The organism is Eubacterium pyruvativorans, assembly GCF_900102225.1.
Classification (GTDB): domain Bacteria; phylum Bacillota; class Clostridia; order Peptostreptococcales; family Anaerovoracaceae; genus Aminicella; species Aminicella pyruvativorans.
The window spans coordinates 1-12069 of the sequence record NZ_FNBF01000008.1; the positions used below are offsets into that span (position 1 = coordinate 1).

Below are 12069 nucleotides of genomic sequence, written 5' to 3' on the forward strand. Positions count from 1 at the left end.
TTCCGTATTCGGCACCGTTCCGATGAAGCCGAACACACCGAACAATCCGTCGTCTTCATCCGCATGAATTGTGGTCTGCTCGCCGGTCTTCGTATTCTCCACCACCATGGTGTCCAGAATGCCGTCGCCGTCCAGTTCCTTCACAACCGTGTTCCACATAAAGTTAAGCTTCTCGTTCTTGAACGCCTTCTCCTGAATGGATTCCGCCGCACGGAGCTGGTCCCTTCTGTGGATGATAGTCACCTTTCTGGCAAACTTCGTCAGATACATGGCTTCTTCCACCGCTGCATCGCCGCCGCCCACCACGTAGACTTCCAGATCTTCGAAGAAGTTGGCGTCACAGGTGGCGCAGTAGGACACGCCCTTGCCCCGGAACTTGCCTTCGTTCTTGCAGCCGATCGGCCGGGAATGGGCACCGGTGGCGATGATCACCGCCTTGGCGTGATACTCTCCGTTGGCGCCGATCAGGATCTTCTCCGGACCGTCCAGCTTCACTTCCTTGATGTTGTCGGACACTCTCTCACAGCCGAATTTCTCGCACTGCTTCGTCATCCGCTCGATCAGGGACGGACCGGACTCGCCTTCCAGCATCTGTCCCGGATAGTTCTCGATCTCATTGGTGATCGCGATCTGTCCGCCGTCCTGTGCCCGCTCGATGATCAGTGTGTTCAGTCTCGCCCGGCCGGCATAGATGCCTGCCGCCAGACCTCCCGGGCCTGCACCCAGGATGATCACATCATACAGTTTACTCATTGGTTTGCCCTCCTTCAGTCACGCTGATGATCCATTCCTTCCGGATGCACCATGCAGCTCCCTGAATATACTCTTCATATATCGCAGTGTCAGAAAACAGATTCTGCCAACTGTTGATAACCTCTCTGCGCAGGGATGGATAGAATCCGCTGCCGAATACATCGGACACCTCTCTGATCCCAAAGCGCTTTAATTTCCTCTGAAATGCCTCTGTCTCTTCCCGGCTCCCCAGAAAGGACAGCCCCAGAATTTTTTGCCATTCCCTGAGGTCGAAGCAGATCATCTGATCCGCCGGAACCGACAGCTCCAGCAGCACCGACGAGGCATCCATGGAAGCCCGGGACGGATCCCGGAACATCCACACCGGTGACTCCGCGCCTTCCGGCTGCGGCACCTTCCGGCGGAGCGCCCCGTTCATGAAGTCGTAAGCCTCCAGGAAGATCCATGCCGTTTCGCCGTACTTCTTCCGAATGTAGGCCCGCTTCACTGTGGAAACCCCGTCCCGCCGGATGATATTCAGCACCTCCGGCGTCTGGGATGACCACATGGTCACACGCTCATTCATACTCTCTGATCTCCTTCAGCCATTCCGCCCGGAGTTCCCAGACCAGGGCATTGGCATCATCGAAATTCTTCGGACGCATGGTGAACACACGGCTCCAGCTCGCACGGATCTGCCGGGTCAGCAGGGGGTAGAAGTTTCCCTTTCCGGAAGAAATTAGTTCATCCTGTTCCTTCACCCCACAGCGCACCAGCTCACTTCGGAAACGCATCTCGTCGTCCCGGTTCTCCGGCACATACCAGTAATTCTGCCGGTATCCCCATGCTGTGACATTCAGTACGGCAACACATTCTCTCGGGATTTCGAACGTCATCACCACCGTTCCTGGAGATGGTTCGAAACTCGACGACCGGCTCATGGTGAGCCAGATCGGGAATGCAGCGCCCTGCGGAATGTCCACATATTTCTTGGCTTCCTTCGTCAGCCAGCGATACAGGTCGATATAATATTCGGAGATTGTATCGTTTTTTCTTCGGATATACTCCTCTCTTACCCTGTAAAAACCGGTTTCTATCATTTCCCTGCAGACAGCCGGATCCTGACGGGTCCAGAGACGGACGGGATCTGCCGAAAGTACAGTGTCCAGTTCCTGTTCTTCCCGATCTCGTGTTTCCCGACATCTGTCCATTCTGTGTTTCCTCTTTTTTTGTACTGCCGCCCGCTTTCCGGGCGGCAGTACACCGGTTCCCGCATGACAGAACCGTATTCCAGACTTTCACAGTCTTTCGAAGCAAAAAAGTTATTTCTTTGCCGGATCATGCACCGGCAGCATCAGAGGATCCTGCCGCATCGCCTTCACAGCTGCGATACAGATCGCAATCATGATGAAGATGAACGGGAATGCTGCGGCGATGGAAATCGTCTGCAGCGGTTTCAGTCCGCCGGCCATCAGCAGGCCGACAGCCGTGACAGCCTGAAGAATTCCCCAGAGGATCTTCCGGTTATTCGGCGGGTTCAGGTTTCCGTCGGATGTCAGCATGGACAGGACGAAGGTTCCCGAGTTCGCCGAAGTGATGAAGAACGTGCACAGCAGAACAATTGCGACAATCGAGAGCACTTTCCCCAGCGGATACTGGTTCAGCACCACGAACAGTCCCGTTTCCGGCTGTGCGGCAATCTGCTTCAACTGATCCATGGAGAGGGTTCCGTCCAGTCCCAGCTTCAGCCCCAGAGAACCGAAGATGGAGAACCAGAAGATGGATCCCAGGGACGGCGCCAGCACCACGCCCAGGATGAATTCCCGGACGGTTCTTCCCTTGGAAATTCTGGCGATGAAGACACCGACGAAAGGACCCCAGGCAATGAACCATGCCCAGTAGTATACCCGCCAGCTGCCCAGCCAGGAGTTGTCTCCGTGCGGGTTGATCGCCAGAGAATCGCCGATGAAGTTCTGGATATACTGTCCCATGCCGTTGGTCAGATTGTTCAGCATTTCCACCTTCGGCCCCACCAGGAAGGCCAGAAGCATGATGCCGATGGCGATATACAGGTTGGCGTCGGAAATCATTTTAATTCCCTTGTCAATGCCGGATACCGCAGACCAGACCACCACCAGAGTAATCAGAACGATGATCACGATCTGAACGTTCATCTCCACAGGAACACGGAACAGGAAATTCAGACCGCTGTTGATCTGGATCGTTCCCAGTCCCAGGGACGTCACCACACCTGCCAGGGTGGCGAACACTGCCAGCACGTCGATGAGCTTTGCCAGCCATCCGTCCATACGATGCTCTCCCAGAAGAGGTTCCAGCACGGTACTGACCATGCCCGCTTTCTTCCGGCGGAACATGAAGTAGGCCAGCGCCAGTCCCACCACCGCATAGCACGCCCACGGGGACATGCCCCAGTGCATGAAGGCGGAGCGCATGGCGAACTTCGCTGCATCTTCAGTCCCTGCCGTCAGCCCCATGCCGGAAGGCGGGTTGACGAAGTGGGAAATCGGTTCCGCGACGCCGTAGAACACCAGTCCTACGCCCATGCCGCATCCGAACAGCATGGCAAACCAGGATACTGTGCTGTATTCCGGCTCGGAGTCGTCATCCCCCAGCTTGATCTTTCCGAACCGGCTGGCGGCGATGGCAACACAGAAGACCACGAAGAAAAACACAGTCAGCAGATACAGCCATCCGAAATCCGTTGTCAGAAAGGTGAACAACTTCCCGGAAAAAGCGGCGAACCCTTCGCTGAAGATGATCGCCGTGCCTGCCACAATGGCAGACAGGACGATCGATGCGATGAACACCGTTTTACTATTTTCTTTTTTCATACCGCTGCCCTCCTATACATGGAAAACAGTCGGTTCCTCGATATCAGTCGCGAGGGCTTCCAGAGCCACCTTTGTTCTGTGGTAACGGAGCTTCCACTGATCTTCCTTCGAAGTCTGCGGATCGCCCAGCGGATATGGAATGGAGATTGTCGGGACAATTCGGTTCGCACCGACTGTCTTGGATACCGGGATCAGATTGCACATATGCACGATCGGGAATCCTGCTCTCTCAATTTCCTTGACCATCGTTGCACCGCAACGCGTACAGGTTCCTCAGGTGGAGACGAGGATACATCCGTCAACGAGATCCTCTTTCAGATACGGAATGATCTCCTTCGCCATTCTCGCCGCTTCCGCCTCCGTTGTACCGGTACCTACTGTGGTGTACAGGTAGTCATGCATGCTGCCGAAGACGCCTTCCTTCATCAGAGCCTTCAGTGCGTCAACCGGTGTGATGACATTTGGGTCGGCATTGGCTGCCGCCGGGTCGAATCCTGCGTGGATCGTCTTGAAGACGCCGCTTTCCAGTCTGTCCATCTTGGAAATGTCATATCTGCCCCAGCGTGTCGCGGATGCAGACTGGATGTGATCCGGGTTATTCACCGGTACGATACCGCCGGTGTTCAGCAGCGCGATTCTCGCATTGCCCAGATCCTTGATCGCCGGTGCGATCGGAACCTTGTCGATCTTCGGAATCGGAAGCTCCGTCTGGAACGGTTCTCCGTTCAGCTTCGCCACCAGCATCTCGATCATACGCTTGGAAGCCGGCTTGCCGTCCTCCAGCCATGTCTGGTGACGGATGCCTCTCTCGAAATATCCGTCTTCGTCAGCGGAGCCTACAGGCTGGTCATTCAGGATCTTATTTGCCACATTGACCACAGCCTTCAGGTCCTTCCGCATCTTCGCCGCAGAAGCACCGCCCTTCAGGATGATCATATCCTTCTTGAACATATTGGCTCCCGGGTTTTCCTCATTCATGGAGGTCAGAACCGGAACATTGAACTTTTCCTGTACGGCCTTGCAGATCGTTCCGCAGGCAACGCCGTAACGTCCGGCGTCGAATGCCGGTCCCGCAATGAAGATATCGAATTCCTTATCTTCCAGCATACCGAGGATTGTCGCAACAGCTTCCTCTGTATTGGAACCCATATAGTTGTCACCGCAGATAACAGTATGTGTTACTTCCGCATCCAGGGTTCTGTTATACTGCATGGCCGGACCTACAGTTCCTTCATGGATCTCCGGTTCTGTGCCCGCCTTATCTTCTCCGCCGATCTGGCCGAAGAACTGATTCAGGTAAATGATTGCTTTTTTCATCGCCAAATCCCTCCGCTAAAATTCCTTCATTGTCTTCGGGGACCAGCCGAGTACCTGATCGCCGCAGAACATCGAGTTGTTCTCCAGAATAATGGAACCGTCTTCTCTGACCGATGGTCCAAGGATCTCGTCTCCGGCCCATCCGCCGGACATGCCGTCTCTCGCCAGTGCTTCCAGTTCGCCCAGAACTGTCTCCATCGGCGGCAGCTCAATCAGCTCCGATACGTTTCCGCAGGACACGATGGCATCGCACTTCTCATCCAGCGTAACCAGCGGCTGGGACTTTCCGTCACGGCCTGTGCACTCATTGGTGACACCCACCGTCTTCACACCCGCATCTTCCAGTGCAACGATGCATCCGACGAAGTCCGCATCCGGATTTCCGTAGCCTTCCTCCGCTACCACAGCGCCGTCTGCGCCCAGAGACTTGGCAATCTGTGCAACGAAAATCGCCGCTCTTTCCTTCTGCTCCAGTGCCACGTTCAGGTTCGCCATGATCACACCCAGGAAGTTGATTGTCTTTCCATGTGCGTTATACAGTTCCTTGATTTCCGGGCAGTTCTGGAAATCATAGGTGGACCACTTGGAGGACACCGGCATGAAGCTGCCGGACACCATAGCGCCGTCCAGAATCTCGTTCGGATCCATGACTGTCGGCAGCATGTGGTTGCAGTCCCAGCCGTAAACCAGGTCGTTATATCCCATTTCTTCCATCTGGGACTGCGGCTGCATAACGTATACAACGGAAGGCAGCTTCTCGATTTCCGCATCTCTTCTCGTCATCGGTGTGGATTCATAGACTTCGGTATCTTCCGGTTCCAGATCCTTCACCGCACTGCCGATGTACTCTGCCAGCTTGTGGCCTGCCCGACGCAGCGCATCATTCTTCTTCTGCTGCTCATACCGTTCGAATTCTTCATTTGTATCGGCAACCAGCACGATATTGTTCAGCTGTCCGAAGTATGTCAGCTTCTGACCTTCGCCGCACATGTCGATGACACCGTCCTGGAATCCGCCCCAGTGCTTTCCGACCACCAGCACACTACATTCCTTCAGTGCGTGAATGGTTCCTTCTCCGCACTTCTTCAGTTCACTGGTGTATCCCGGGAACAGACCTCTTCCGTCCGGACGTACCCGCGGTTCGATTGCTTCCTTCACCGGGCACATACGAATGTGGTCTCCCGGCTTCGCAATGTACAGGTCAGCCTCTGTAATTCTGTCATCTTCCATGATGAAGTCCAGCGCTTCCTGCTTATTGATCGTCAGTACACCATCCTTGAACGAAAGCGTATCGCCGAAAGCAATATCTTTCACATGGAAATTGCCAAGTTCAAGCCTCATATTCTCCTCCTTACAGACAAAGGGTGATTCGTCTGCGTTCACAGAAGCTGTTCTTCAGCTCCTCGCACAACCGGCCGGATCCATGCCGGAATAATAAATCGAATTTATACATAAGCGCGCTTACTCTTTCTTGTTCTATAATATCATAAGCGTGCTTATTGTCAATGAATTATCAAAAATAAATAGATTCTATCTATACATTTTTCAGCTGTTCCGATATCCCATCAATATGAAAGCATACTGGTAGGAATTCTCATGTTTGGCGAAAACGTTGTAATTAGTTGACCGGACAAATTAACTGCGATATAATATCACTCGTTTGTATTAGAATCCACACATTTCTAAGCGCGCTTAGGATCAGGATCGTACAGACCACCTGAAATCAACAACAAGAGGAGTTTGATAATGGCAGTACATGATCAGAAAAAGAAAGAGACGATGACCCGTTTCATTCTGGCCGCCCGGGAAGTGGTGGACGAGATCGGGCTGGAAAAGATCAGTGTCCGGAAGATCGCAGAACGGGCCGGATTCCACAATTCCACGATTTATGTCTATTTCGAAGATCTGGACGAACTGATTCTTCTGGCAACATTGACCCATTTCAACGAATACAGCAAGTGGCTTTATGAACATTCCAACACAGACCTGTCCCCCGTGGAGGAATTTCTTCAGTTATGGTACGCCTTCGGCGAAACCATCTTCGCCCGTCCGCGTATGTGGAAAAACTTCTTCTTCGGAAAGCACAGCCAGGAGCTGGGGAAAGTATTCAGTATCTACTACGATCTGTTTCCGGAGGAGAAGAAAGAATACTCCAAGGAAATCAGCGACATGTACTACGCCAGCAATATCATCGACCGCTGCATGATCACCCTTCGGCCGATGATGAAGGAACACACCCGGGTCACGGAGGAAAACATCAGTCTCCTAAACGAAATCACGGTTGCCTGCCTCCGTTATCTGATCGACGACATGATCGACCGGCCGGACATTCTCCCGGAAGATCAGAACCGGAAGCTGCAGGCCATGCTGCGGAATGTCATTTTCGGCGACGGGGCACGGTAACCGGAGAGGGGCTGTCACAACGAACAACAGAGATACATTTTCCTGCCGGAAAACGTCCACCGGACGCTTTCCGGCATTTTCACGGGGGAGCCGGCCGGTTCCTCCGGTATTTTTTTGCCGTCACTTTCCCGCAGTAAAGCATCCCCCTTGACACGCCGAGGAATATCATAGATAATTTATAAAATAGGGACGAGAATCACCAATCGAAATCGTTACATATCACAAATTTCCATTTTCACCCGGCAGTTTCTGCCGCAGCTGTACAGAGAAAGGAACAACACATGGACAAGGAAAAGGCTGTCATTACTGTATCCGGCAAGGACCGCAAGGGCATCCTCGCCGCCGCCGCCACGGAGGTTGCGAAGGCCGGAGGCAACATCGTAAACGTTTCGCAATCCGTCATGGACGGGATCTTCCATATGGCCATGATCATCGAGATCGACGAATTGAACGTCCGACTGGTGGATCTGCAGGAGAATATCGTGAATGAACTTCCTGAAATGCAGATTCACGTGATGCACGAAGACATTTTCAACGCAATGCATACGATCTAACCATTGCGGGAAGAAGCGGGAAGAATACGAAAGGACGAGATTATGCTCAAGCTTGATAATATTCTGGAGACCGTCCGGATGATCCAGGAGGAAAACCTGGATGTCCGCACGATTACCATGGGAATCTCCCTGCTGGACTGTGCCGACCAGGATATCGACCGGTCCTGCGAGAAGATTTATGAAAAGATCTGCCGGAAGGCAGAGAAGCTGGTCCCTACCGGGGAAATGCTGGAACGAAAATACGGCATCCCCATTGTCAACAAACGTGTTTCTGTCACGCCGATCGCCCTGCTCGCCGGCGCCAGCGGCGGCGATCCGGTGAAGTACGCCCGGGTCATGGACCGGGCCGCCCATGAGGTCGGGGTGAATTTCATCGGCGGGTTCACCGCACTGGTGGACCGGGGCTTCAGCAACGGGGACCGGGAACTGATTCAGGCGATTCCGGAAGCACTGGCAGAAACGGAACTGGTCTGCTCCTCCGTGAACATCGGCTCCACGAAAGCGGGCATCAACATGGATGCGGTCCGCATCATGGGTGAAACCGTGCGGCAGTGCTCCGAACTGACGAAGGACAACAACTGTATCGGCAATGCGAAGCTGGTCGTCTTCTGCAATGCGGTGGAAGACAACCCGTTCATGGCGGGTGCATTCCACGGAGTGGGAAATGCCGACTGCTGCATCAGCGCCGGTGTATCCGGGCCGGGGGTTGTGCGGGCCGTCATCAAGAACATGCCGGATGATGCGCCGATGGACGAGGTGGCGGAAGCGATCAAGAAGACCGCATTCAAAGTCACCCGGATGGGCCAGCTGGTGGGCCGGGAAGCCGCCGACATTCTGGGCGTCAACTTCGGCATCGTGGATCTTTCCCTGGCACCGACGCCGGCGGTGGGGGATTCGGTGGCCCGGATTCTGGAGGAAATCGGCCTGGAGGAGTGCGGCACCCACGGCACCACGGCGGCACTGGCCATGCTGAATGATGCGGTGAAAAAGGGCGGCCTCATGGCATCTTCCAGTGTGGGAGGCCTTTCCGGCGCCTTTATTCCGGTCACAGAGGATGAGGGCATGATTTCCGCCGCCCGCACCGGAACACTGACACTGGAAAAACTGGAAGCCATGACCGCAGTCTGCTCCGTGGGCCTGGACATGATCGTCATCCCGGGAGACACGCCGGCAGAAACGATTTCCGCCATCATTGCGGACGAAGCGGCCATCGGGATGGTGAACTCCAAGACCACGGCAGTCCGGGTGATTCCGGCGATCGGTCTGGAGGAAGGCGGAGAACTGAACTTTGGCGGGCTGCTGGGCAGCGGCCCGGTGGTGAAGGTGCACAGACAGTCTTCGGCAAAGATGATCCGGCGGGGCGGCCGGATTCCGGCGCCGATGCAAAGCCTGAAAAACTGACGGCCGGATAACGGGGGGCGGCCGGACCATCCGATTTTCACAGCGAAGACGGAAAGGCCGCCGAAGGAAGACGGAAAGGCCGCTGCATGAAGCACGATTTTCAGCTTCATGCAGCGGCCTTTCTAATGGTTCTTCTATATCATTCCGTTTTCTGCCTCTTCCGGCCTTACTTCGTGATCACCTGGGTCACCGGGCAGTACTGGCCGTAATAATCATGCCCGTCCTTCGTCAGGATCGCCCGGGATTTCAGGTAATAGGTCTGCTTCCGGGAGAGTTTCTTCACGGAAAGGGTCTTGGTTCCGGTCTGCTGCAGAATCTTTCTTCCACTCAGACTTGCATACGGTGAATAGTAGACTTTATATGAACTCTGACCAATATCCGACGGCGTCACACGGAATCCGGCAGACAGCGGCGCCACATTCTCCAGGGACATTTTCTTCACCCAGCGGTAATAGATGCCGGTGTACGGACCGTAGTAGGTTCCGCTGACGGTGTATCCGCCGACGCCCGCGCTCACGGTCTTCAGCGCCCGGACCCGGACAGCCGCCGTGTCCCCGGCTTCCGGCGTCGTGATCTTCCAGGTTGTCTGCCCCCCGGTGTACACCTTGCGCCAGGTATCTTCATCATTCAGCCTGTAGGCCACTTCATAATCCGAAGCCAGCGGCACTGCCTTGAAAGAGAGGCCGATGGTGCGGGATGCCTCGTTAACGGATACTGTCACCTTTCCCACCTTTCCCGGAGTGATCTGCACCGGCTTCACACTCTTCTTCGGACTGTAAGCACCGGTGAAGATGTATTTTCCCACAGCCTTGTTGGTTCTGACCCGGAAATAATAGGTGGATCCCGTTCCCAGTCCGGTCACCGTTGCATTGGTGGCGCCGGAACTCAGATTCTTCGTCTTCGCACCGGACATGCTGGACTTGGCGGCGTAGTTCAGCTGTACGCCGGTTCCCTCCTGATGATCGAAGGTCACCAGTGCCTTTCCGTCGAATCCGGACACGGTGTGAATCGTATTCTGCACTGCATACCGGCGGGAAGTACTGCCGTAGCCGCCCACATACCGGGTGCCGCCCACGGTAGGCGCCGGACACAGCTTCACCGCATAACGTTTCCCGGAAGCAACGCTGATCGGCAGGGAACTTCCGGATGCCTTCCGGGTCTTGTATGAACCCCCGTCTGTGCTGATCTTCACGTCATAGCTCTGCTGGGCAGAGGAAACACCGGCGGTCAGTTTCGGCAGTTTCAGCGTCATGACCTTCGTCTTCATGCTGAGGGAGGTGGATGCATCCGCATCCCCGATGAAGCGGTGCTTCTCTGTGGTATAGCTGCTGCTGTAGGACGTCCCGGAGCTCCGGTTCTCCGCCCGTACCTTCACATCCACCAGATCGTCCTCGTCCAGTTCCAGAACGTAATTCGTCTGGTTGGTGGACACGGTATTCCAGGAACCGTTGTTCACCCGGTAGGCCACCGTGTAGTCCGTCGCATTGGCCGACGGGTTCCACCGGACGGTCAGCGTATCCTGATCGGCATCCAGAGAAGTGGACCAGGATTTCGGCGTATCCGGCGTAATGGTATTGCCGGCGCCGCCGTCGGAGCGGTTCTCCGATCCGACGGTAAACGTCTTCATCATATCGTTGGAATACCTGCCGATTCCCTGGACGACCACGCTGGCCGTTCCCTTCTTCCGGTTGTTGAAATAGGCGACCGTGTAGTCCTTGTTTTTTGTCAGTACCTGATCCCCGTCTTTCACCGTAACGTACGGTTCCTTCGGGTCTCCGTCGTACTTCATCTCCGAGTAAGCCAGCTGAATACTGCAGTCCCGGATGCTCTTCGTTCCGCTCTTCGTGCCGCTGCCGTTGGTGTCATAATAGTAGAAATTCCGGTCCGTCCGGGAACTGCCGGTGCCGTTCACGGAGCCACTGCTGGTGTACTGCCACATGGTGACATTTCCACTGTAGGCGTTCGTGGTACTGTACTGGGCCAGCCAGAACGGATACTGATTGCTGCCGTTGATTTTCGACATATTGAACTTGTAGCCGGAATTAAAGGACGGATCCACCATGTTCCGGTAACTGTAGAACATGGGCGTATAACCGGCGTCCTCCACGGTATCCAGCCACTTCACCGCAATATTCGTCATCTTCGCCCGTGCATAGGCGACTCCATTGGAATTCTTCGCCTTGTTATATGCCGCTCCGCCCCGGTCGCCGTTGGTGAATTCATAGTCCATGACCACCGGCATATTGACCCGGATTCCGTAACGGTCTTCATATTTTTTCAGCAGAGAGACGACGAAATTCGCCTCTTTCGCCGCCTCGCTCTGGTTCGTTGCCAGGGAATAATAGTAAACCCCCACATTCACCCCGTTATTCACGGCATTGACCAGATTTCTCTCGAAAGTGGAATCCTCCACCATCTTGAAGCTGCCGCTCATGCCGGTGTATCCGCAGCGGATGATAGCGAAATCCACGCCGTCGTTCTTGATTTTCTCCCAGTTGTTCGTGTACTGCCACCAGGATACATCAATCCCGTCGAACACCCGGTACCGGTCGCTCTGGTACCGACTCAGATGCGTGTACTTCGTTCCGTCCACCGTGCTGGTGGTCTTCCCGTAAGATGTCAATTCTCCGATGACCAACGCCGTCGAGAGCACCAGAAAAAGCGATACCAGAAACGATATCGCATTCCTTGAAACGGTTTTCCTGTTCATCTCTTCCCCCTTCTGTTTTCTTCTCTGTCATCCCATTCCGGCGCCCTTCCCCCAACAGGAACGCCGTGTACTTAAGAAATCTTAAGAAACATGTTTTTAT

General features: G+C 54.6%; 10 protein-coding genes. 3 read left to right on the top strand and 7 right to left on the bottom strand.

Going from position 1 to position 12069, the window contains the following annotated elements:
• From BLQ24_RS04275 to BLQ24_RS04300, 6 genes are all read right to left on the bottom strand, one after another.
• Positions 1-753: NAD(P)/FAD-dependent oxidoreductase (locus BLQ24_RS04275; protein WP_090163024.1), on the bottom strand; the 753-nt coding region annotated here is incomplete at its 3' end.
• Positions 746-1318, bottom strand: coding sequence for a DUF3841 domain-containing protein (locus BLQ24_RS04280; RefSeq protein ID WP_090163027.1), 573 nt, complete (start codon positions 1316-1318; stop codon positions 746-748). The genes BLQ24_RS04275 and BLQ24_RS04280, both read right to left, overlap by 8 nt.
• Positions 1311-1943 carry a DUF3841 domain-containing protein gene (locus tag BLQ24_RS04285; protein ID WP_090163028.1) on the bottom strand — a complete coding sequence of 211 codons (633 nt, stop codon included), beginning with the start codon at positions 1941-1943 and terminating at the stop codon, positions 1311-1313. The genes BLQ24_RS04280 and BLQ24_RS04285 overlap by 8 nt, the downstream gene beginning before the upstream one ends.
• 111 nt (positions 1944-2054) lie before the next feature.
• Positions 2055-3584: a BCCT family transporter gene (locus tag BLQ24_RS04290; RefSeq protein ID WP_090163031.1), complete on the bottom strand. Its 1530-nt coding sequence runs from the start codon at positions 3582-3584 to the stop codon at positions 2055-2057.
• A gap of 12 nt (positions 3585-3596) precedes the next feature.
• Positions 3597-4901, bottom strand: a complete 1305-nt coding sequence (gene grdH, locus BLQ24_RS04295) for a betaine reductase selenoprotein B (RefSeq protein WP_090163033.1) — start codon at positions 4899-4901, stop codon at positions 3597-3599.
• A 15-nt stretch (positions 4902-4916) separates the two neighbouring features.
• The gene (locus BLQ24_RS04300) at positions 4917-6242 is read right to left on the bottom strand and encodes a glycine/sarcosine/betaine reductase component B subunit (RefSeq protein WP_090163034.1); all 1326 of its coding nucleotides are present in this window, start codon (positions 6240-6242) and stop codon (positions 4917-4919) included.
• Between the two features lie 405 nt (positions 6243-6647).
• On the opposite strand from BLQ24_RS04300, the gene BLQ24_RS04305 reads away from it, so the two are divergent.
• The 3 genes from BLQ24_RS04305 to BLQ24_RS04315 all read left to right on the top strand — a co-directional run bounded on the left by BLQ24_RS04305 (position 6648) and on the right by BLQ24_RS04315 (position 9259).
• On the top strand, positions 6648-7304 hold the full coding sequence (locus tag BLQ24_RS04305; protein WP_090163036.1) for a TetR/AcrR family transcriptional regulator: 657 nt from the start codon (positions 6648-6650) through the stop codon (positions 7302-7304).
• Positions 7305-7585: 281 nt separating this feature from the next.
• A complete protein-coding gene (locus BLQ24_RS04310; RefSeq protein ID WP_090163038.1) occupies positions 7586-7858 on the top strand; it encodes an ACT domain-containing protein in 273 nt (90 codons plus the stop codon).
• A gap of 42 nt (positions 7859-7900) precedes the next feature.
• The gene (locus BLQ24_RS04315; RefSeq protein ID WP_090163040.1) at positions 7901-9259 is read left to right on the top strand and encodes a PFL family protein; all 1359 of its coding nucleotides are present in this window, start codon (positions 7901-7903) and stop codon (positions 9257-9259) included.
• A 166-nt stretch (positions 9260-9425) separates the two neighbouring features.
• On the opposite strand, the gene BLQ24_RS04320 is transcribed toward BLQ24_RS04315, so the two are convergent.
• Entirely contained in the window at positions 9426-11969 is a 2544-nt protein-coding gene (locus BLQ24_RS04320; protein ID WP_090163042.1) for a GH25 family lysozyme, read from the bottom strand.
• Positions 11970-12069 lie beyond the last annotated feature (100 nt).

What these genes read in the sequence shown, in the direction of transcription:
- BLQ24_RS04280 (WP_090163027.1), bottom strand. Translation starts at nt 1,318, where the DNA reads ATGAATGAGCGTGTGACCATGTGGTCATCCCAGACGCCGGAGGTGCTG.
- BLQ24_RS04285 (WP_090163028.1), bottom strand. Translation starts at nt 1,943, where the DNA reads ATGGACAGATGTCGGGAAACACGAGATCGGGAAGAACAGGAACTGGAC.
- BLQ24_RS04290 (WP_090163031.1), bottom strand. Translation starts at nt 3,584, where the DNA reads ATGAAAAAAGAAAATAGTAAAACGGTGTTCATCGCATCGATCGTCCTG.
- BLQ24_RS04300 (WP_090163034.1), bottom strand. Translation starts at nt 6,242, where the DNA reads ATGAGGCTTGAACTTGGCAATTTCCATGTGAAAGATATTGCTTTCGGC.
- BLQ24_RS04305 (WP_090163036.1), top strand. Translation starts at nt 6,648, where the DNA reads ATGGCAGTACATGATCAGAAAAAGAAAGAGACGATGACCCGTTTCATT.
- BLQ24_RS04310 (WP_090163038.1), top strand. Translation starts at nt 7,586, where the DNA reads ATGGACAAGGAAAAGGCTGTCATTACTGTATCCGGCAAGGACCGCAAG.
- BLQ24_RS04315 (WP_090163040.1), top strand. Translation starts at nt 7,901, where the DNA reads ATGCTCAAGCTTGATAATATTCTGGAGACCGTCCGGATGATCCAGGAG.
- BLQ24_RS04320 (WP_090163042.1), bottom strand. Translation starts at nt 11,969, where the DNA reads ATGAACAGGAAAACCGTTTCAAGGAATGCGATATCGTTTCTGGTATCG.